This is a genomic window from Streptomyces sp. NBC_00525, assembly GCF_036346595.1.
Classification (GTDB): Bacteria; Actinomycetota; Actinomycetes; order Streptomycetales; family Streptomycetaceae; genus Streptomyces.
Window position 1 is genome coordinate 5870878 of record NZ_CP107834.1, and the last position, 20748, is coordinate 5891625.

Genomic DNA, 20748 nt, shown 5'->3' on the forward strand with positions numbered 1-20748 from the left:
GCCCTTCTGGCTGGTGAACAGAGATGGAGGAGGAAGGAAGGGGGTGTCGGCCGGTCCGGTCAGAGGCCGAGGACGCGGCGCAGCCAGGACCGGCGGGAGGCCAGCGCGGCGCGGGTCGCCTCGTGGTCCGGGGCGAACACGTCGAAGCCGTGGAACGCCCCCTGCCACACGTGCAGTTCGGCATGGCCGCCCGCCGCCCAGATGCGGGACGCGTAGTTCACGTCCTCGTCCCGGAACAGCTCGGCGGCGCCCACCTCCACGAAGGCGGGCGGCAGGTTGGACAGATCGGTGGCCCGAGTAGGTGCCGCGTACGGGGACACCGGGGCCGCCGGGTCGCCCGCGTCGTCGCCGAGCAGCGCCTGCCACGCCAGGATGTTCATCGGCCGGCGCCAGGTGCCGCGCTCGGTGTACTGGTGGCTGGAGACGGTGGAGTTGGTGTCGTCCAGCATCGGGCAGAGCAGCAACTGCCCGGCCAGGCGCGGCCCCTGGCGGTCGCGGGCCAGCAGCGCGACCCCGGCCGCGAGGCCGCCGCCCGCGCTGCCGCCCATCACGACGACGCGGCCGGCGTCGATGCCCAGCTCATCGGCGTACTCCGTCATCCACCGCAGTCCCGCGTAGCAGTCCTCGACCGGTGCCGGGTCCGGATGCTCCGGGGCGAGCCGGTACTCGACGTTGACGGCGACGACACCGAGCGCGTCGACGAGGTCCACGAGGCGGGGCGTGTCCTGGTGGCGGTGGCCGCTGATCATGCCGCCGCCGTGGATGTTGTACAGCGCCGGCACCGGCTCCGTCAGGCCGCGCGGGCGCAGCACGGTGACGGCCAGGCCGGGGGCGCCCTCGGGGCCCGGGATCGTCAGCTCCTCGGCGTCGACGGCCCGGTCGCCGATGACCTCGGCGACCGGCGGCATGGGGAAGGCGCCGGCGGAGTCGCGGATGGCGGTGACGGAGTCCGGGCCGGGGGCGGACTCCTCGTCGCGGGGCATCGAGTCGAGCACCGCGCCGAGCGCCGGATCGAAGGGTACGGGGGTGACGCGCATGATTCTCCCTCGGGGACGGGCGGGCGGTGGTGGGCGGTCGGCGCTCACCGGGGCGCGGCGAAGGCGAGGGCGCGCGCGGGATTGTCGACCATGATCGTGTGCAGTGCGGACTCGCTCACCCCGAGCCGGCGCAGGGCGGGCAGGAAGTGCCGGGGGATGTAGTCGTATCCCTGGCCGCCGTACTTCTTGAGCTGGATCTTCTGGCACACGTCGTGGCCGAGGAGGATCTGCCCGGCGTGGCCCCGCTCGACCAGCTCCGCGATGCCGCGGGCCACCTTGTGGTCGCTGGTGAGGAAGAGGTGGCCCCAGGGGCTGCCGGGCGAGGTCAGGAAGTCGAACTCCACGAAGACGCCCCGGTCCAGGACGCGCCGGCCGAAGTCCGGGTCGGCGGCGACCTCCATGGCGTGGCCGAGCACGATGTTCGACGGGGGCACGCCCTCCTCCTCGAGGATGTCGAGCACCCGGAACTTGTCCTCGCCGACGCCGCCGACGTGGAAGGTGACCGGGGCGCCGGTGACCCGGCTCGCCCGGCCGCTCGCCCGGACGCTCTTCAGCTCGTTGTCGCTCAGCGGCACCGAGTCCGCGCCGACCTCGCCGATGACACCGGACCGGATGCCGGTGCCGTCGACGCCGACCACGATGTCGCGGACGGCGGCGTCGGCCAGCTCGTCCACGGTGAGCTCGTCCATGTCCGCCGGGTGGAAGGCCGGGGTGTACCAGCCGCCGCCCATCACGATGTTGAGCCCGGAGGCACGGGACAGCCGCAGCAGCGCCTCGGGGTCGCGGCCCAGCCCGGCGGGGGACACCTCGACGACGGTGCCGCCGCCGGTGTGGGCGAAGGCGAGGACCTCCGCCAGCATCTCGTCGTGGTCGTCCAGCACGTCGTTGTCGGCGTTGGGGTGTCCGTGCCGGGTACGGGCCAGGTTGGCGAGGGAGAGGGGTTCGGCGGCCTCGGGGGAGTCCTCGCCGGGGCGGTGGAAGCGCGGGGGGCGCCGCAGGTCCACGAAGAGGTGCTCGTGCATGAGGGTGGCGCCGAGCGTGGCTCGGTCCACGGGGCCGGCGACGGTCAGGGCCCGGCCGGACAGGTCCGGGATCTCGAAGGGGTAGCGGCTCACGAGTCGGTCCTCCGGGGCGTGAGGGTGAGCAGACGACGGGGGTTGCTCACCGTGACGGACTCGACGAGGGCGTCGTCGGCGCCGAGCATCCGCAGATAGGGGACGAACTGCCGCAGGACGAAGCCGTATCCGCCGCCGCCGTGGGCGAGCAGGCCCGACTTGGTGCGGACGCCCTGGGAGAGCAGCAGCCGGTCGGCGTGGCCCCGGCGGGCGAGCTCCAGCACGGCGGCGGCGACGTCCTGGTCGTCGCTGACACTGAGCACCGAAGGCAGCCGGCCGAGCTGGTCGAACTGCACGAAAACCCCGCGCTCCAGAAGCGGTTCGAGGTCGTCGGGGCGCGGCGACAGCGCGTCGCAGCGGGCCACGGCCACCCGGCTGAGGTCCGCGCCCTCGGCGGCGAGCAGGTCGAGCACCCGCTGCTGGACGGTGGCGTCGGCGCTGCGGGCTACCGCGATCGCGGCGCCGGTGGCGGCCGAGGCGCGGGCCGCCGCGACCAGGACCGCGCGTTCGGCGGGCTCGTCCGGGTCGAGGGCCGCGAGGCCGCCGATGAGCCCGGCCCGTACCCTGTCGACGCCTTCGGTGAGGTCGCGCACGATCTCCTCGGCGAGGCCGTCCGCGTCGGGCCCGGTGGTGGCCGCCGGGTCGCCGGACGCCGCGGCGCGCGCCGGGTGGTGGCGGCCCGACCCCATCACGATGTGGAGTCCGGTGGCCCCGGCGATCCGGCGCAGCCCCGCCGGGTCGCGGCCGAGGTCGGGGGTGGTGACGTCGACCAGGGCGGTGCCACCGGCCGCGCGGAAGTCGGCGGCCTCCCGGACGGCGAGATCCTCGTCGCCGAGCAGCCAGTCGTCCCGGTTGGGCGCGCCCAGGGCGAGTTCGCCCAGCAGATCCATCGTCAGCGGGGCGCCGTAGAAGCGGCGCCTGCTCACCGCCGTGGGGCGGGTGCGTCCCACGGCAGCCCAGGACTCGGCCGTGTCGTGCGGCGGCGCGAAGTCGCTCAGCAGATGTTCGTGGGGGAGCGCCGCGCCCAGCGCGTCCGGGGAGACCTCGCCGGTGACAGTGACGACGGTGCCCCTGGACGGCGGCGCGGGCAGGGGCGTACCCGGAGCGCCCGCGGTCGGGTCGGTGGTGGACATGCGGTCACGCTAACAGATGAGATACCTGATCGTATACGATTATTCGGGACCGGTTCAGGAACCGGCCCCGGACCGTACGGACTGCCGCAGGGCTACTGCGGGGCCTGCGAGCGGTGCAGCGCGTCGGCGGTCGCCACCTTGTGGGCGCAGGCGACGCGCTCGATCTCCCGGGCCGGCGCACCGGCCGCGATCAGCTCCAGCATCCGTTCGTGCTCCGCCACGGAACGGCGGGCCCGCCCCGGCACGTGCGAGAACGTCGAGCGGCGCATGTGGTCCAGGCGCGCCCACTCCGCCTCCATCAGCGCGACCAGATGGCCGTCGGGGCAGTGCTCGTACAGGGAGAAGTGGAACTCCCGGTTGAGCGCGGTGAAGGAGGCGGGGTCGAAGTCCTCCAGCGCCGTGGCCATCCGGGCGTTGATCTCCCGCGACCGCTCGATGTGCCGGGCGCTCATGTGCGGCGCGGAGATCGCGGTGGCGTAGCCCTCGAGCCGGGCCAGCACCTGGAGGGCATGCTCCACCTGCGCGGCGTCGAACACCGCCACCCGCGCGCCGATGTTGCGCACGACCTCGACCAGCCCGTCCGACTGGAGCCGGCGCAGGGCCTCGCGCAGCGGGATCGTGCTGACCCCGGTCTCCCGCGCGAGCTGGCTGAGGACCAGCCGGTAGCCGGGTCCGTACGTGCCGTCGAGGATGCGCGAGCGCAGCAGTTCATAGCTGACCTCGGCCTTCGACCCCTTGGAACGGGTGTCCTTCTGCGTGGCGCTCATGCCTGTTTCCCTACCCCGTGCCGGGCGGCCGCGACGCGGACCCGGTCGTGTACTCGTGCGTTCACCCTGCGAGGGCTTCCAGGACTGTACGGCGGAACGCCTCTCCGGCGAGGACCTCGTGGTGCTGTCCGGGTACGGTGACCAGCTCCGCGCCCTCCGCGAGGGCGACCACCCGCTCGATGCCCCGGGTCATCATGTCGTCCGCGCCGACGACGAACAGAGGCGGCGTCGAGCCCGCCCAGGACCGGGGCGCGAACGGGGTGGCGCGCAGTCCCTCGACGCACACGGCGAGCCCGGCGGCCCGGTCCCCGTGCGCGCCGATCATCCCGGCGATCATCGCGGTGAAGGGGTCCGCCGGCTCCGCGTCCCCGGCGACCGCGCGGTGCAGCGCGGGCACGTCCACCGCCTCGAACGGCTCCCCGGGGCCGAGGCCGCCGAGCACGGTGCGGCCGACCCGGTCGGGCGCCGCCGCGGGCAGCTCCCAGGACAGCCGCGCGCCCAGCGAGTACCCGACGACGTCGAACCCCGTGACGCCCGCCTCGTCCAGCACGGCGACCAGCTCGGCGGCCAGGGCCGGCGCGCCCGCCGCGGCGGCGGAGGCGGGGGCGGGGCTGTCGCCGTGGCCGCGCAGGTCCGGCACGAACACCTCGCGCCCGGCGTCGGCCAGCGCGGCGGCGATCCCGGTGGCCACCCAGTCCTGGCGACCGTGGGAGCCGAAGCCGTGCACGAGCAGCACGGGCGGCAGACCGGCCGGCCGCTCGGGGGTGAACGTACGGACGGCCAAGCCGGTCCGGCTCTGGATCTCGCGCATCTCTCGCACCTCTCACATCAGTTTTCGTATACGATCTGGCCACTGTATCCCGCCGGTCACTCCAGGCTCCCGCACGGAGTGAGAGGCGGGTACTTTCTTTTTAGAACGTGCATGATATCGTATACGATTAATGGCGGCGCCACCCGAAACTCCGGGGCCGATCGACGCCGGGGCCCGTCGCCCCGTACCGCCGCTTCCTCCGACGGAACCGTGCCCCACGCAGCTCACGCACAGGGAGAACTCCCATGCCGCACCCGCTGGGAACCCAGCCCTCGAAGATCATCGCCGTCCACCTCAACTACCGCTGCCGGGCGAAGGAACGGGGCCGCGTCCCCGACCAGCCGTCCTACTTCCTCAAGCCGCCGTCCTCGCTCGCCGGCACCGGAGACCCGCTGGTCCGCCCACGGGGCTGCGAACTCATGTCCTTCGAGGGGGAGATCGCCCTCGTCGTGGGCCGGCGCGCCCACCGGGTCACGCCCCAGGAGGGCTGGAGCCACATCGCCTATGTGACCGCGGCCAACGACGCCGGCGCCTACGACCTGCGCCACGCCGACCGGGGCTCCAACCTGCGCTCCAAGGGCGCCGACGGCTTCACCCCGATCGGCCCCCGGCTGCTGGACGCCGCCCGGCTCGACCCCGCCGCGCTCCGGCTGCGCACCTGGGTCAACGGCGAGCCGGCGCAGGACGCCGACACCTCCACCCTGCTCTTCCCGTTCGGCGACCTCATCGCCGACCTGTCACGCCTGGTCACCCTCGAACCCGGCGACGTCATCCTCACCGGAACCCCGGCCGGCGCGTCCGTGGTGGCGCCCGGCGACGTGGTCGAGGTGGAGGTCACCGCCCCGGACCAGGACATCTCCACCGGCCGGCTGAGCAACACCGTCACGGAGGCCGGACACGACCTGGCCGGCTGGGGCGCCATGCCCCGCGTGGACGACGCGCTGCGCGCCGACGCCTGGGGCGCCGCCCGCCCCGCCGAGCCCGCGCTCGACCTGGAGACCGCCGCCGCGCTGCGCGGCCTGGCCACCGCCACCCTCAGCTCCCAGCTGCGCAAGCGCGGCCTCCAGCACATGACCATCGACGGGGTCCGGCCCACCGACCCCACCGCCAAGCTGGTCGGCACCGCCCACACCCTGCGCTACCTGCCGCTGCGCGAAGACCTCTTCGACCGGTTCGGCGGCGGCATGAACGCCCAGAAGCGCGCCGTGGAGGAGCTGCGCCCCGGCCAGGTGCTGGTGATGGACGCCCGGCGCGACCCCACCGCCGGCACCATCGGCGACATCCTCGCCCTGCGCGCCCAGCAGCGCGGCGCGGCCGGCGTAGTCACCGACGGCGCCCTGCGCGACAGCGCCGCCGTGGCCGCCCTCGGCCTGCCCACCTACTACGCCGCCGAGCACCCCGCCGTCCTCGGCCGCCGCCACGTCCCCTGGGACACCGGCACCCCCGTCGCCTGCGGCGGAGCGCTCGTCCAGCCCGGCGACATCCTCGTCGGGGACGCCGACGGGGTCGTCGTCGTCCCCCCGGACCTGGCCGCACAACTCATAGCCGACAGCACCGAACAGGAGCGCCAGGAGCGGTTCATCGCCGAGCAGGTGGCGGCGGGTGAACCCATCCAGGGCCTCTACCCGCTCGGCCCCGCCTGGCGCGCCGCCTACGAGCGCTGGCACGCCACCCAGTCCTGACCCGTACGCCCCGGTCCCGACCCGTACGCCCCCGCCACACACACCACGGAGCACCCGATGAAGTTCCGCACCGATCCCGCCACCATCCGCGGGTCCATCGCCCCCGTCGTCACCCCCTTCACCGACGAGGGCGCCGTCGACCACGACAGCCTGCGCGGCCTGATCCGCTGGCAGCTGGAGTCCGGCTCGCACGGCATCTCCCTCGGCGGCTCCACCGGCGAGCCCTCCTCCCAGAGCACCACCGAGCGCATCGCCGCGATGCGCACCGCCGCCGAGGAGATCGGCGACCGGGTGCCGTTCCTGCCCGGCACCGGCTCGCACAAGCTCGACGAGACCCTGGAGATGACCGCCGCCGCCCGCGACCTCGGCGCCGACGCCGCCCTCGTCATCACCCCGTACTACGCGCGCCCCACCCAGGAGGCGCTGTACCAGTGGTACGCCACCGTGGCCCGCGAGTTCCCCGACCTGCCGCTCGTCGCCTACAACGTGCCCTCGCGCACCGCCGTCGACATCGCCCCCGAGACGGTCAAGCGGCTCTTCACCGACTTCGACAACTTCGTCGGCGTCAAGGAGACCACCAAGGACTTCGAGCACTTCTCCCGCGTCCTGCACGCCTGCGGCCGTGAACTGCTCGTCTGGTCCGGCATCGAACTACTCTGCCTGCCGCTCCTGGCGCTCGGCGGCGCCGGATTCGTCTCCGCCGTCGCCAACCTGGCACCGAACGCGGTGGCCCGGATGTACGAGCTGTGGGAGGCCGGCGACTTCGACGGCGCCCGCGACCTGCACTACCGGCTCCACCCGCTGGTCGACCTGCTGTTCGTCGAGACCAACCCGGCGCCCGCCAAGTGGGTGCTCAAGGAGCAGGGCCGGATCGCCTCCGCCCATGTGCGCCCGCCGCTGACCTCGCCCACCGAGGCCGGTCTGACCCGCATCCGCGCCCTGCTCGCCGAGGGCGGCGACCTCACCCAGCAGCTCTGACCTCCCTCCGAACGAAAAGAGACGCCATGTCCACGAACCCGACCGGGCACCGCCCGCAGGACCTGCCCGAGCGGATCCGCCACTGGATCGGCGGCGAACTCCTCGACAGCGCCGACGGCCGTACGTTCCCCGTCAGCGACCCCGTCTCCAACACCCCCTACGCCACCGCGGCCGCCGGCGACCGTGCCGACGTGGACCGCGCCGTCTCCGCGGCACGGGCCGCCTTCCCCGCCTGGTCCCGGCTCGGCAACCGGGAACGCGCCCGCGTCCTGTACCGGATCGCCGACGCCGTCGAGGCGCGCGAGGAGCGGCTGGCCGCGCTGGAGACCTTCGACTCCGGCCTGCCCATCACCCAGGCACGGGGCCAGGCCCGGCGCGCCGCCGAGAACTTCCGCTACTTCGGTGACGTCGTCGTCGCGCTCGGCGAGGAGGCGTTCCGGGCCGGCGAGCAGCAGATCAACTACGTCGTCCGCAGCCCCGTCGGCGTCGCCGGACTGATCACCCCCTGGAACACGCCGTTCATGCTGGAGAGCTGGAAGCTGGCCCCCGCGCTGGCCTCCGGCTGCACCCTCGTCCTCAAGCCCGCCGAGTGGACCCCGCTGTCCGCCGGCCTGTGGCCGGAGATCTTCGACGAGGCCGGCGTGCCCGCCGGAGTGGTCAACATCGTCCACGGCATCGGCGAGGAGGCCGGCCAGGCCCTGGTCGACCACCCGGACGTGCCGCTGATCTCCTTCACCGGCTCCACGGACACCGGCCGGCACATCGTCCGCAGCTCCGCCACGCACCTGAAGACCACGTCGATGGAGCTGGGCGGCAAGTCCCCGGTCGTCCTCTTCGCCGACGCCGACCTCGACGCGGCGCTCGACTCCGTCGTCTTCGGCGTCTTCTCGCTCAACGGCGAGCGCTGCACCGCCGGCTCCCGCGTCCTGGTCGAGCGACCGGTGTACGAGGAGTTCACCCGGCGCCTCGCCGAGCGCGCCGAGCGCGTCAAGGTGGGCCTCCCCTCCGACCCGGCCACCGAGGTCGGCGCGCTGGTCCACCCCGAGCACTACGCACGCGTCCTCCAGTACGTCGAGATCGGGCGCCAGGAGGCCAAGCTGGTGGCCGGCGGCGAGCGCCCCGCCCACCTCGCGGAGGGCAACTACCTCCAGCCCACCGTCTTCGCCGACGTCGCCCGCGACGCCCGGATCTTCCAGGAGGAGATCTTCGGCCCCGTCGTGGCCGTCGCCCCCTTCGACGACGAGGCCGAGGCCGTCGAACTGGCCAACGCCACCGAGTACGGCCTCGCGGCCTACGTCTGGACCTCCGACCTCAAGCGCGGCCACCGCGTCGCACACGCGGTCGAGTCGGGTATGGTCTGGATCAACTCCCACAACGTCCGTGACCTGCGCACACCCTTCGGCGGAGTGAAGTCCTCCGGTCTGGGCCGGGAGGGCGGTGCGCACAGCATCGACTTCTACACCGAGTCGAAGATCGTCCACGTGATGCTCGGCGACCCCCACACCCCCCGCTTCGGCGCGTCCTGACCCCCAAGGAGCCGTACCCATGAGTACACCTCCCGACGTCGTCCGCTCCGCCTACGCCCAGCTGGTCGTCACCGACCTCGACCGGGCCCGCTGGTTCTGGGGCGACATGCTCGGCTTCCACATCCAGTACGAGGACGATTCCCTGCTGTGCCTGCGCGGCACCGACGAACTGACCCACCACTCCCTCGTGCTGCGCAAGGGGGAGACCGCGGCCCTGGACCACATCTCCTACCGGGTCCGCACCCCCGAGGACGTCGACCGCGCCGAGGAGTACTTCCGCGCCCTGGGCCGGCCCGTGCGCCGGGTCCCCAAGGGCGCGGGGACTCCGGGCGTCGGCGACGCCGTCCGCGTCATCGACCCGCTCGGCTTCCCGGTGGAGTTCTTCCACGAGATCGAGCGCGCCGAGCGCCTCATCCAGCGCTACGACCTGCGCCGGGGCGCCGAGATAGCGCGCCTGGACCACTTCAACATCTGCACCCCCGACATCCCCGCCGCCTACACCCACTACAAGGCCCTGGGCTTCGGCTGCTCGGAGACCATCGAGGGCGACGAGCACGAGCTGTACGCGGCGTGGATGTACCGCAAGCAGACCGTCCACGACGTCGCCTTCACCGGCGGCGCGGGGCCCCGGCTGCACCACGTGGGCGTCGCCACCCACGAGTCCCACCAGGTGCTGCGCACCGCCGACCTCTTCGGCTCGCTGCGCAAGGAGCACCACATCGAGCGCGGCCCCGGCCGGCACGGTGTCTCCAACGCCTTCTACCTCTACCTGCGCGACCCGGACGGGCACCGGGTGGAGATCTACACCTCCGACTACTACACGGGCGACCCCGACCACGAGACCTACCGGTGGAACGTCCACGACGACCGCCGCCGGGACTTCTGGGGCAACGCCGTGATCGAGTCCTGGTACAAGGAGGCGTCCCCGGTCCTCGACCTCGACGGCCGCCTCCAGCCCGTCGCCGAGGCGGTGCTCGACGAGTCCGCCGTCCAGGTCGGCGCCGACGGCCTGGGCATCGTGGAACCGGGCGGACAGACCGACTGACCCGCCCCCCCCGCACCGGAAGAGCCGGACCGCAGCACGCGGTCCGGCTCTTTCGTGGTCCGGGCGGCCCGGAGGCTGTCGGGCGGCCCCGGCTCGGGAGGCCACCCGACAGCCGCTCAGTGGCGCAGCCGGGGCCGCACCGCGGTCCACACCAGCAGGCACGCCACCGCGGTGGCGACCGCCATGGTGAGGGCCATGGTCAGATCGGCCGCCCCGCCCAGCGCGACCAGGGGGGCGACGACCGGGCCCACGGCGAAGCTCGACATGCCGAGCAGGGCCGCCGCCGTACCGGCACGCTCGCCGTGGCCGGCCAGGGCCAGCGCCGAACTGTTCGGGCTGATCACCCCGTAGCAGAACAGCACCAGCGCCAGCAGCACGAGCAGCAGCGGCAGCCCGGAACCGGTGAGCACCGCGCCGAGCAGGCCCAGCGCGGCCACCGCGGTCGCCGTCGTGCCCACCACGTACATGCGCGCGGGCCCGGCCCGGCGTACGACACCGCGGTTGAACAGCGACCCGAACACGGCGACGACCGCGTTGGCCGCGAACACCGCGCTGAACGCCTGCGGGCTCAGGTGGTGGCCGTCCTGGAGCACGAAGCTGATCGACGCCAGATACGTGAAGAAGGCCGTACCGGTGCACGCCCCCACCAGCAGGTAGCAGACGAAGAGCCGGTCGCGCAGGACCGTGCCGAAGCGGCGCCCGGTCTCGGCGAACCCGCCCGCGTGCCGCTGCGAGGCCGGCAGGGTCTCCGGCAGCGCCGTGCCCGCGACGGCCAGGAGTATCCCGCCGACCCCGGCGAGGACCACGAACAGGCCCCGCCAGTCCAGGAACGCCGCCAGCTGCCCGCCCGCCACCGGCGCCAGGATCGGGGCCAGCGCGCCGACCAGCCCGAGCAGGCTGAGCAGCCGCGCCAGCTCGATGCCGGAGGCGATGTCCCGTGCGGCGGCCAGGGCGATGACGACCCCGGCCGACCCGGTGAGCCCCTGCAGGAACCGGGTCACGAGCAGGATCTCGATGTTCGGCGCGAACGCGCACAGCAGCGAGAACAGCGTGAACAGCGCGATGCCCCACAGCAGCGGCCGCCGCCGGCCGAACCGGTCGCTGAGCGGACCGGTGACGAGCTGGCCGAGCGCGAGCCCCAGCATGCACACCGACATGGACGCCTGGGCGAGGCTGCTGCTGGTGTCCAGGTCCTTGGCGAGCTGCGGCAGCAGCGGCATGGACAGGTCCATCGACAGCGGCCCGAACACCTCCAGCGACCCCAGAACGAACGCGGCGCGGCGCGCGCTCATCACGCGCGCCGCGCCGCGTTCGGCGGTCTCGGTCACCGGGTCCGGCCGCCGCTGCCGAGGACACGCCGCATCCAGGACGCACGGGCGGCCACCGCGGCACGGGACACCTCGGCCTCCGGCGAGAAGCCGGTGAAGCCGTGGTAGCCGCCCGCCCAGACGTGCAGCTCGCAACTCCCGCCGGCCGCCCAGATCCGGGTGGCGTACTCCACCGACTCGTCGCGGAACACCTCGGCGGCGCCGACCGCGATGTAGGCGGGCGGCAGCCCGGACAGGTCCGCAGCCCGCGCGGGCGCCGCGTACGGCGAGACGGCGTCGGTGCCCCGGTCCGCGCCCAGCAGCGCGGACCAGCCGGTGTCGTTGTTGTTGCGGTCCCAGATGCCGATGCCGTCGTACTGCCTGCTGGACACGGTGGTGTTGCGGTCGTCCAGCATCGGGCAGTCCAGCAGCTGTCCGGCCAGGGCCGGGCCGCCGCGGTCGCGGGCCATCAGCGCGAGCGCCGCGCTCAGGCCGCCGCCCGCGCTCGCCCCGCCGACCAGAATCCTGGCCGGGTCGACGCCCAGCTCGGCGGCGTGCCCGGCGAACCAGAGCAGTCCGGCATAGCAGTCCTCGGCGGCGGCCGGTGCCGGATGCTCGGGAGCCAGCCGGTATTCGACGCTGACGGCGACGGCGCCGTACTCCAGCACCTCCTCGACCAGGCCCGCGATGCCGAAGAACCGGTTGCCGAGGACCATGCCGCCGCCGTGGACGCTGTAGATGCCGGGCGCGTCGCGGACCCCGCCCCGCGGGCGCAGGATCGTCAGCTGCACGCCCGGCGCGCCCGCCGGGCCCGGCACGGTGCGGTGCTCGACCTCCACCGGACGGTCCCCGACGGCGGCCTCGACCGGCGGCACGATCGTCTCGAAGTGCGCCCGGTTGGCCAGGATCGTGTCCGGCCGCAGCGGGATCTGCTCGATGAGCGCGCGGCAGGCGGCCAGCCCCGGTTCCAGCTCCGGGTCGTAGGGGACGGGCGCGGGGGAGGGGCGTGGCCCCTCCGGATGCGGTGAGGGGGTCACGGTCAGGGCCCTTCCGGGTCGACGACGCCGCGGTCGCACCAGAACGGTTCGACCAGGGCGCGCAGCTCCTCGGCGCCGACCCGCCGCACCAGGTCCAGGGCGGCCAGGTTCTGCTCGACCTGCTCCAGCCGCGACGCGCCGACCAGCGTCGTCACATTGGCGGGGTGGGTCAGCGTGAACGCGACGGCGAGCTGGGCCGGCGTGGTGCCGAGGTCCCCGGCGAGTGCGGTGATGGCCGGGACGGTCGCCACGATCGCCTCGCGGATGGAGCCGGGGTCGCGGCCGATCTCCCGCTCCGGCGAGACGCGGCCGGCCAGGATGCCGCCCTCCAGGACGTCGGACGCCTGCATGGTGAACCCGTCCGCGAACAGCTCGGCGAACGGCTCGCCGTCCGGTATGGAGCGCCGCGCCAGGCTGTACTTGAGCTGGGCGATCTGCGGTCCGGCGACGCCCCGTTCGGCGGCGATGCGGCGCAGGGCGCGGATGTTGGACGCCGACCAGTTGTTGACGCCCCAGGTCCGGATCAGCCCGGCGTCGGTGAGTGCGGCGAGGTCGTCGACGAGGTCCTCCAGGCGTACGTCGTCGCGCCGCAGGTCGCCGAGGATCACCAGGTCGGCGTGGTCGAGGCCGGTGCGCAGGAAGGCGTTCTTCAGCTGCGGGGCGAAGCCCTGCTCGCCGAAGCCCTCGATCCACAGCTTCACCGAGGCCAGGTAGCTGTCCCGGTGGGCGCCGGTGGCCCGCATGAGGGAGCCCCAGATCACATCGGTGAAGACGGGGGGCATGCCGGGCATGCCGTAGACCCCGACGTCGAACAGGTTGACGCCCGCGTCGAGCGCGTGGCGGACCATGGTGACGGCGTCCGCGAAGTCCATCCGGTCGAAGGTGTGCCAGGAGCCGAGGGACAGCGCCGACGCCTCCAGGTCGCTGCTGCCGATGCGGCGCCGGGGGAGCGGGGTGGTGGTCACGTGTGTGGTTCCTTTCTCCGGACCGCTCAGGCGAGCCGGGGATCGATGACGGCCTTGATCTCCTCGTGCCTGCTCATCGCGGCGATGCGGTCCGACGCCCCGGCCAGGCCGACCGGCTCGCCGAACAGCCGGTCCCAGGGCATGCGGTCGGCGAAGGAGGTGAAGAAGCCGATGGCGTCGTGGTAGTCGGCGATGTCGCCGTTGAGGGAACCGGTGATCGTCAGCTCCTTGCCCATCACCGTGCCGAGGGCGATCGGTTCGGAGACCGGGCCGGTGCTGCCCACGACGACGATCCGGCCGCGCTGGGCGGCCATCTCCACGGCCTCCCGGCCCACCGAGGGGGCGCCGGCGAAGTCGAGGACCAGATCGGCGCCGTGGCCGCCGGTCAGCTCCCGGACCCGGGAGACGACGGCCTCCGACCCGGTGGCGATGTCCACGGTGGCGTCGGCGCCGAACGAGTCGGCCAGCGCCAGCCGGGCCGGGGGAGCCCCGACGTTGATCACGGTGCCGGCGCCGCCGATCCGGGCCACCGCGGTGGCGAACAGGCCGAGGGCCCCGGAACCCTGCACGACGACCCGCGAGCCGGGGCGGACGCCGCCGGCCCGCGAGAACGCCCGCAGCACGGTCTTGGCCGCGCAGCCCGCCATCGCGGCCCAGGTGTCCGGGATCTCCTCGGGCAGCCGCAGCTTGGCCGCGCCGGGGACGACGTACGCGTACTCGCACAGCCCGGCCGTGGCGTACGGCGGGACGTCGGCGCGCTGCAGGAAGCCGTAGCCGCGGGAGGAACAGGCGACCGGCTCGCGCAGGACCGTGCAGCCGTGGCACGCGCCGCAGGTCGACTCCGACCAGCCGATGCGGTCGCCGACGGACAGTTCGCGGCCCAGCGCGTCCCGCGTGTCCTCGCCGAGCGCGACGATCTCGCCGACCATCTCGTGGCCGAGGACCATCGGCAGCATGCCGGGGAAGCTCATCTTGCCCGACCAGATCTCGATGTCGGTGCCGCACAGGGTCGTGCGGGTGATGCGCACCAGGGCCGCCCCGCGTTCCGGTGCGGGCGGCAGGGGCAGGTCGGTGAGGTCCAACGAGGCGCCGTGCGCGGTGAGTACGGCGGCGCGTGTCGAGGAGGGAATGTCCATCACAACTCCTTCGTATCGAGCGGATCAAGGGGCTCGACGATGGGTTAGTCTACGGCTGTCGACTCAAATGTCGAGACCCTGAGAGCGACGAGGAGCACCCGTGCGCACAGCCGACGGCGACGCCCGAAACACACCGGCCGACCTGATCCTGCGAGGGGGCGTCGTCCACACCATGGCGCCCGGCGTCCGGGGCGCGACCGCCGTGGCCCTGCGCGGCGGGACCGTGGTCCGGGTCGGCGACGACACCGGGGTGCTGGCGCTCGCCGGCCCCGGCACCCGCGTCATCGACCTGGCCGGACGCGCCGTCCTGCCCGGCATCAACGACGCCCATCTGCACGGCACCTGGCTGGGCGCGATGTGGCCCGACACCCTCTTCGGCGACGCCGTCGCGCCCGGCCCGCCCCCCGAGCACCCGCTCCCCGACGACGCCGCGCGCCGCCGGGCGATCCTGCGCACCGGGGACCTCGCCGCCTCCCTCGGCATCACCAGCTACACCGAACCCGGCCTGGGCCCCGGCGAGGACGGCGGACGGACCGGCGCCTTCGGCAGCTCGGTAGCCGAGCAGTACCGCGCGCTCGCCGCCGAAGGACTGCTGCGGGCCCGGATCACCGTCCTGTGGCTGTACGGAGAACTGGACGGACCCAGCGACCTGGAGCACTTCCTCGCCGGGCTCTCCGCCGCCGACGGCACGACCGCCGACCCCCGCTGGCTGCGCTTCGCCGGCGTCAAGATATTCGCCGACGGCATACCGCCGATGCGGTCCGCCTACACCCACCACTGCTACGCCGACGGCATCCGGCCGTCCCTGCTGGTCGCGGGCGGCGACGACGCCGAACGCGAGGCCAACCTGACGCGGATGATCGTCGCCGCGCACCGGGCCGGACAGCAGGTGGGCGTGCACGCCACCGGGGACCGCTCCATCGACGTCACGCTCGACGCGGTCGAACGCGCCAGGGCCGCGCACGACGTCGACCTGGGGCACTACATCATCCACGGCGACCTCGTCACCGGCCCCCAGCTGCGCCGGATGGCCGCGCTCGGGGTGGGCCTGGACACCCAGCCGGAGATCGCGGTGCGCACCCGCTCCCTGGTGAACGACGCGCTCGGTCCCGGCTCGGCGGAGGCGGCGTGGCCGCTGCAGGCGGCGCTGGACGCGGGCGTGAGCATGTGCCTGACCTCCGACGCACCCGTGCTCTCGCCCGACTGGCGGCGCCAGATCGCGGCCGCCGACGCCTGGATGGGGGCGGCGGCCGACCCCCGGGCGCGCATGGAGCGGCTGCTGCGCTGCTACACCGTGGAGCCCGCCCGCCAGGACGCGGCCGCCTCCTGGAAGGGCACCCTGGCGCCGGGCATGGCGGCCGACCTGTGCGTCCTGGCCGCCGACCCGCTCACCCTGACCCCGGCCGAGCTGCCGGACGTCGAGGTGGACCTGACCGTCGTGGACGGCCGGATCGTCCACGACCGTACGGCCGCGGCCCCGGCCCCGCAGGCGCTCTGACGTACGACAGTGGCCCCGGAACAGGCGCGATGCCTGCTCCGGGGCCACTGTCACGGGCCGGTACGGGTCACACGAGAAGCTGGCCGCCGTCCACGGGGAGGCTGGTGCCGGTGATGTGGGCGGCGGAGTCCCCGGCGAGGAACACGGCCGCCGCGGCGACCTGCTCCACCGGGGCCAGGCGCTTGAGGGGGATGCGGTCCTCCCACGCCTTGCGCTGCGGGGAGCCCTCCGGCATGCCCGCGGCCAGCATGTCCGTGAGCACCGGGCCGGGCGCCACGGCGTTGACGCGGATGCCGTGCTGGGCCAGCTCGATCGCCGCCCAGCGGGTGAGCGCGTCCACGGCGGCCTTGCTGCTCTCGTAGCCGCCCATGCCCGGCGTGGGCTGCCGGCCGCCGATCGAGGAGATGTTGACGATCGCCCCGGCCACCCCGGCCTCGACCATTCGCCGGGCAGTCTGCTGGGTCATCAGGAAGGTGCCCACCACATTGGTGCGCAGGATCGTGTCCAGATCGGCGCCGGGCAGCTCCAGCACCGTGCCGTGCAGCGTCAGCAGACCGGCGTTGTTCACCAGCACCTCGACGGGCCCGAACTTCTCCTGGACCTCGTCCAGCCGACTGGCGATCCCGCTCTCGTCGGTGATGTCCAGGGCCAGGCCGTGCACGCCCAGTTCCGCTGCCGTCGCCGTGACGCGCTCCGCGTCCCGGTCGGCGATCACCACGGTGTCCCCGGCGGCGGCGAAGGCCGCGGCCACCGCCCGGCCGATCCCGCCGGCTCCGCCGGTCACCAGCACGGTGCGTGTGCGCTTCATCGTCACTCCCCTGCTCCCCTCGCGCCGAGACCTCTGTCCCGGCGGTCCGATTTATAGTATACAAGCGTAGACGAAAAAGCCGAGGCTTCGGGAGGAGCTTTGAGCGCCGAAAAGTCTGTTCCCCACCGTCCGTTGGGCCCGGGTGGCCCCGAGGTGCCGGTACTGGCACTGGGGTCCTGGAACACCTGGGACCGGATGGATTTCGATGACGCGGTGTCGCTGGTGGCACGGGCAGCCGAGCTGGGCTGTGCCTTCTTCGACGTCGCGCACTACAACATGGGCCCGCACGCGGAGAACGCCCGCACCGATCTGATCTTCGGCCGGGCCGTACGGGAGGCCGGGCTCGCCCGCGCCGACTGGCGGTTCTGCGGGAAGCTCTGGCTCTGGGACTACCCGGCGACCGGCTTCACGCAGCAGATGGAGACATCCCTGGAACGCGTCGGCGTCGAGAGCGCCGACATGGTCGTCGTCGGCGACTACTTCGGCGACCTCGACGTCGAGCGGGTCGTCACCGACGTCGCCGAGCAGATCGAGGCGGGCCGCTTCACCACCTGGGGCGTCAACAACTGGCGCTACGACGATCTGCGGGCCGCGCTCGACATCGCCCGCGCCCGCGGACTGGTACCGCCCTCGTTCGCCCAGCTCAAGTACGGCCTGGTCCGCAGGTCCATGGCCGAGGGCCGCTACTACGCCCCCCTCTTCGAGTCGGGGGAGCTGGCCCTCCAGGCCTCCGACGTCTTCGAGGGCGGCATCCTGGTCGGAAACCTCCGGCCGAACCGCAAGATCGGTGCCGACGTCGGCGGCATCCGGGAACGCGTCGCCGAGGCCTACCCGCGGGTCCGCGAGCTGGCGGAGAGCCTCGGGGCCACCCCGGCCCAGCTGGGCATCGCGTTCTGCCTGGCCAACCCGGCGACCGCGAACGTCCTGGTCGGGGTCTCCCGGCAGGCCCAGCTGGAGGACAACGCCGGCGCCGTCGCCCTGCTCGACCGGGTGGGCGCGGCGGCCCTGCGCGAGGCCGTGGCCGACCTCTGGCTCGACCGCGACGTCGCCCCGGACGGCACCTGGTGACCCGCCCGGCCCCGCCGGACCCCCGCCACCCCCGTACCCGCCCCACGACCCCCGACCCCACCCGCAGGAGGACCGCATGACCACCACGCCCACCCCCGCAACGCCCGACCGCATCGTCGACATCGCGATCGGCTACATGGGCGCCAAGCAGCTCTTCGCCGCCGCCCGCACCGGCCTCTTCCGCGCCCTCGCGGACGGCGAGCGCGACGTGGCCCAGATCGCCGCCGCCACCGGGCTCAGCGAGAAGATGTCCCGCATCCTGGCCGACTCCATGAACGGCCTGGGCCTGCTGGAGCGCGCCGAGGGCCGCTACCGGCTCGCCCCGGACGCCGCCGCCCACCTGAGCGGCGAGGGCGACCTCGACCTCCACCCCTTCCTCGGCTTCCTCAACGAGATCAGCTACGGGCACTGGCTCCAGTTCGACACCACCGTCGACACCACCAAGCCCGGCGAGCTGGCGATGGACGAGGGCCGCTGGGCGACCTTCATGGCCGGCGTCATGCGCTACAACGCGCTGCACGCCGCCATGCTGGCCCGCTCCTTCGACTTCACCCCGTACAAGAGCCTGCTCGACCTCGGCGGCCTCTCGCCGGAATTCGCCCTCGGCGCGCTGCGGGCCAACCCGGAGCTGTCGGCCCGCTTCGTCTTCGACCCGGCCTCCACCGAGTCGCTCACCGAGGCGCTGGCGGCCGCCGGCTTCTCGGACCGGGCGACGATCGAGCCCGCGCCCACCGACGAGGCCGCGCCGGGCGGCGAGCACGACCTCGTCATGGTCAACCACGTGATCCACCGGTTCACCGCCGAGCAGAACCGCGCCATCCTCGTGAACGCCCGTGCCGCGGCACGCCCCGGCGCGACCCTGCTCCTGCTGGACTTCCTGCTGGACGACGACGAGCGCCAGCGGCCGATCGACGCCCTGCACGCGGGCGAGTACTTTGTCATCGACGGCACGGTCGTGTATCCGGAGGCCGAAGTCACCGGCTGGCTGGAGGCCGCGGGATGGCGCCGGCGTGAGGTGATCGCCCTGCCCGGAAGCCCCCGAGTCGTGGTCGCAGAAGCCGTCTGACCTGCACGTTCTCCCTCGGCCCACCCATGGCCCCGTCGCTCCCGAATTGGCCGCGACGGGGCCATTGCCTTTTTCGCCGACGCCCGTAGACTAACGCCCACGACACGTGAGGTGGCGGGCAGACCAACTCTTCCGCGCACCCACTCTCATATCTGCGCCGAGCGCTGTGACGGCGAGAGGGCCGGCGGTTCCCTTCCTCTCCCGCATCGATCCGGTACGAGCGCCCCTTCTTACGTGAGAGAAGACTCCATGAAGCGAATCTGGAGAGCCACGGTTGTCGCGGTCGCCGCGATGGCGATGGCCGCGTGCACCAACACAACCACCTCCGGCAGCGGTACCGCGGACGAGGACATCAAAATAGGCACCCTCCTCGACGTCACCTCCTGGGACCCCGCCCAGGCCGACATCGGGTTCGACGGCCCCTACCTCTCGGCCCTCTACGACCCGCTGATCTCCCTCGACAAGGACTCCAAGCCGGTCCCCGGCCTGGCCAAGGAGTGGAAGTACTCCGCGGACTTCCTGACCCTCACCATGGACCTGCGCACCGGGGTCGAGTTCAGCGACGGCCAGGCGTTCGACGCCGACGCCGCCGTACAGAACCTCGAACACCTCAAGGCGGGCGTCCGCTCCGGCTCCACCTACGACAACGTCACCGACATCAAGAAGGTGGACGCGGACACCATCGCCCTCCACCTGAAGAAGAAGGACGACGCCCTCCTCTACTACATGGGCATCGGCCGCAGCTGGATGGCCTCGCCCGCCGCGATCAAGGCGGACACCCTCGCCAACCAGCCGGTCGGCTCCGGCCCCTACACCTACGAGAAGGGCAAGTCGACCCCCGGCTCGGACTACGTCTTCGCCAAGAAGTCCGGACACTGGGACGACAAGACCTACCCCTTCTCCACCGTGCACATCCAGCCCATCGCCGACCCGACCGCCAGCTTCAACGCCATGCTCTCCGGCCAGCTGGACATCGCCTACGCCAACGCCGCGGACATCCCGCGCGCCAAGGACAACGGCTGGAACGTCGCCTCCGACGTCGCCACCTGGGTCGGCCTCCAGTACACCGACCGGACCGGCAAGCAGCTCAAGCCGCTGGGCGACGTCCGGGTGCGCCGCGCCATCAGCCACGCCTTCGACGGCGCCGCCATGCTCAAGTCCGTCGGCCAGAACGCCGGCGTCGCCACCAACCAGGTCTTCCCGGCCGGCCGCCCCGTCTACGACGAGACGCTGAACTCCCGGTACGCCTTCGACCTGGACAAGGCCAAGAAGCTCATGGCCGAAGCCGGCTACCCCGACGGCTTCAAGGTCACCATGCCGATGTCGTCGATCTTCCAGCCGTGGCAGCCCTCGGTCCAGCAGACCCTGGGCAAGATCGGGATCAAGGTGACCTGGAAGAACCTGTCACCCGCCGACTACCAGAAGAACGCCGCCACCTTCCCCATGTTCGTGGCGGTCCTGGCCCTGGACTCCAACCCGGCGGCCTCGGTCGACGGCCGGATCACCTCCCAGCAGTGGTTCAACCCGAACCCCTCCACCGATGACTTCCCCAAGGTCAAGGAGCTGGTCGGCAAGATCGAGGCGGCCACCGGCGACGCCCAGGTGCCCCTCATCCAGCAGCTCAACAAGGAAATCACCGAACAGGCCTGGCAGGACGTCTGGTACCAGGCGAACAACACCTACTTCAGCGTCAAGGGCATCACCGTCACCCCGATCACCGGAATGATGTTCCCGACCCTGCGGTTCGTCCAGCGCGGCTAGTACCCGTA

Annotated in this window: 17 protein-coding genes and 1 pseudogene; 8 read left to right on the forward strand and 10 right to left on the reverse strand. The window is 73.0% G+C overall.

Features of this window, described 5'->3' with window-relative positions:
- Positions 1-59 precede the first annotated feature (59 nt).
- The 5 genes from OG710_RS25735 to OG710_RS25755 all read right to left on the reverse strand — a co-directional run bounded on the left by OG710_RS25735 (position 60) and on the right by OG710_RS25755 (position 4863).
- The gene (locus tag OG710_RS25735) at positions 60-1037 is read right to left on the reverse strand and encodes an alpha/beta hydrolase (RefSeq protein WP_330241441.1); all 978 of its coding nucleotides are present in this window, start codon (positions 1035-1037) and stop codon (positions 60-62) included.
- A 44-nt stretch (positions 1038-1081) separates the two neighbouring features.
- Entirely contained in the window at positions 1082-2152 is a 1071-nt protein-coding gene (locus OG710_RS25740; protein ID WP_330241442.1) for a phosphotriesterase family protein, read from the reverse strand.
- Positions 2149-3285: a phosphotriesterase gene (locus OG710_RS25745; RefSeq protein WP_330241443.1), complete on the reverse strand. Its 1137-nt coding sequence runs from the start codon at positions 3283-3285 to the stop codon at positions 2149-2151. Before OG710_RS25745 ends, OG710_RS25740 begins: the two co-directional genes overlap by 4 nt.
- 92 nt (positions 3286-3377) lie before the next feature.
- Positions 3378-4052 (reverse strand): GntR family transcriptional regulator, encoded by a 675-nt coding sequence (locus tag OG710_RS25750; RefSeq protein WP_330241444.1) that lies wholly within the window; start codon positions 4050-4052, stop codon positions 3378-3380.
- 61 nt (positions 4053-4113) lie between these two features.
- The gene (locus OG710_RS25755; RefSeq protein ID WP_330241445.1) at positions 4114-4863 is read right to left on the reverse strand and encodes an alpha/beta fold hydrolase; all 750 of its coding nucleotides are present in this window, start codon (positions 4861-4863) and stop codon (positions 4114-4116) included.
- A 242-nt stretch (positions 4864-5105) separates the two neighbouring features.
- Here OG710_RS25755 and OG710_RS25760 point away from each other — a divergent pair.
- The 4 genes and pseudogenes from OG710_RS25760 to hpaD form a co-directional block, all read left to right on the forward strand.
- Positions 5106-6545: pseudogene (locus tag OG710_RS25760) on the forward strand (fumarylacetoacetate hydrolase family protein); the annotation flags it as partial.
- Positions 6546-6602: 57 nt separating this feature from the next.
- Positions 6603-7523, forward strand: coding sequence for a 4-hydroxy-tetrahydrodipicolinate synthase (gene dapA / locus OG710_RS25765; RefSeq protein ID WP_330241446.1), 921 nt, complete (start codon positions 6603-6605; stop codon positions 7521-7523).
- Positions 7524-7549: 26 nt separating this feature from the next.
- Positions 7550-9049 (forward strand): 5-carboxymethyl-2-hydroxymuconate semialdehyde dehydrogenase, encoded by a 1500-nt coding sequence (gene hpaE / locus OG710_RS25770; protein WP_330241447.1) that lies wholly within the window; start codon positions 7550-7552, stop codon positions 9047-9049.
- A gap of 19 nt (positions 9050-9068) precedes the next feature.
- Positions 9069-10094 (forward strand): 3,4-dihydroxyphenylacetate 2,3-dioxygenase, encoded by a 1026-nt coding sequence (gene hpaD, locus OG710_RS25775; RefSeq protein WP_330241448.1) that lies wholly within the window; start codon positions 9069-9071, stop codon positions 10092-10094.
- A gap of 116 nt (positions 10095-10210) precedes the next feature.
- On the opposite strand, the gene OG710_RS25780 is transcribed toward hpaD, so the two are convergent.
- Genes OG710_RS25780 through OG710_RS25795 form a run of 4 tightly spaced genes read right to left on the reverse strand, consistent with a single transcriptional unit; the run spans position 10211 to position 14539 of the window.
- Entirely contained in the window at positions 10211-11422 is a 1212-nt protein-coding gene (locus OG710_RS25780) for a multidrug effflux MFS transporter (RefSeq protein ID WP_330241449.1), read from the reverse strand.
- Positions 11419-12438 (reverse strand): alpha/beta hydrolase fold domain-containing protein, encoded by a 1020-nt coding sequence (locus OG710_RS25785; RefSeq protein ID WP_330241450.1) that lies wholly within the window; start codon positions 12436-12438, stop codon positions 11419-11421. The genes OG710_RS25780 and OG710_RS25785 overlap by 4 nt, the downstream gene beginning before the upstream one ends.
- Positions 12439-12440: 2 nt before the next feature.
- Positions 12441-13403: an aldo/keto reductase gene (locus tag OG710_RS25790; protein ID WP_330241451.1), complete on the reverse strand. Its 963-nt coding sequence runs from the start codon at positions 13401-13403 to the stop codon at positions 12441-12443.
- 26 nt (positions 13404-13429) lie between these two features.
- Positions 13430-14539, reverse strand: coding sequence for a zinc-binding dehydrogenase (locus OG710_RS25795; protein WP_330241452.1), 1110 nt, complete (start codon positions 14537-14539; stop codon positions 13430-13432).
- A 100-nt stretch (positions 14540-14639) separates the two neighbouring features.
- On the opposite strand from OG710_RS25795, the gene OG710_RS25800 reads away from it, so the two are divergent.
- Positions 14640-16037, forward strand: a complete 1398-nt coding sequence (locus OG710_RS25800; protein WP_330241453.1) for an amidohydrolase — start codon at positions 14640-14642, stop codon at positions 16035-16037.
- A gap of 67 nt (positions 16038-16104) precedes the next feature.
- Here OG710_RS25800 and OG710_RS25805 read toward each other — a convergent pair whose 3' ends face one another.
- Positions 16105-16845, reverse strand: coding sequence for an SDR family NAD(P)-dependent oxidoreductase (locus OG710_RS25805; protein ID WP_330241454.1), 741 nt, complete (start codon positions 16843-16845; stop codon positions 16105-16107).
- A 153-nt stretch (positions 16846-16998) separates the two neighbouring features.
- Between OG710_RS25805 and OG710_RS25810 the strand changes: the two genes are divergently transcribed.
- From OG710_RS25810 to OG710_RS25820, 3 genes are all read left to right on the forward strand, one after another.
- Positions 16999-17913 carry an aldo/keto reductase gene (locus tag OG710_RS25810; protein ID WP_241990141.1) on the forward strand — a complete coding sequence of 305 codons (915 nt, stop codon included), beginning with the start codon at positions 16999-17001 and terminating at the stop codon, positions 17911-17913.
- A gap of 76 nt (positions 17914-17989) precedes the next feature.
- On the forward strand, positions 17990-18979 hold the full coding sequence (locus OG710_RS25815; RefSeq protein WP_330241455.1) for a methyltransferase: 990 nt from the start codon (positions 17990-17992) through the stop codon (positions 18977-18979).
- Between the two features lie 249 nt (positions 18980-19228).
- Complete coding sequence (locus OG710_RS25820; protein WP_330241456.1) at positions 19229-20740, forward strand: ABC transporter substrate-binding protein; 1512 nt, start codon at positions 19229-19231, stop codon at positions 20738-20740.
- Positions 20741-20748 lie beyond the last annotated feature (8 nt).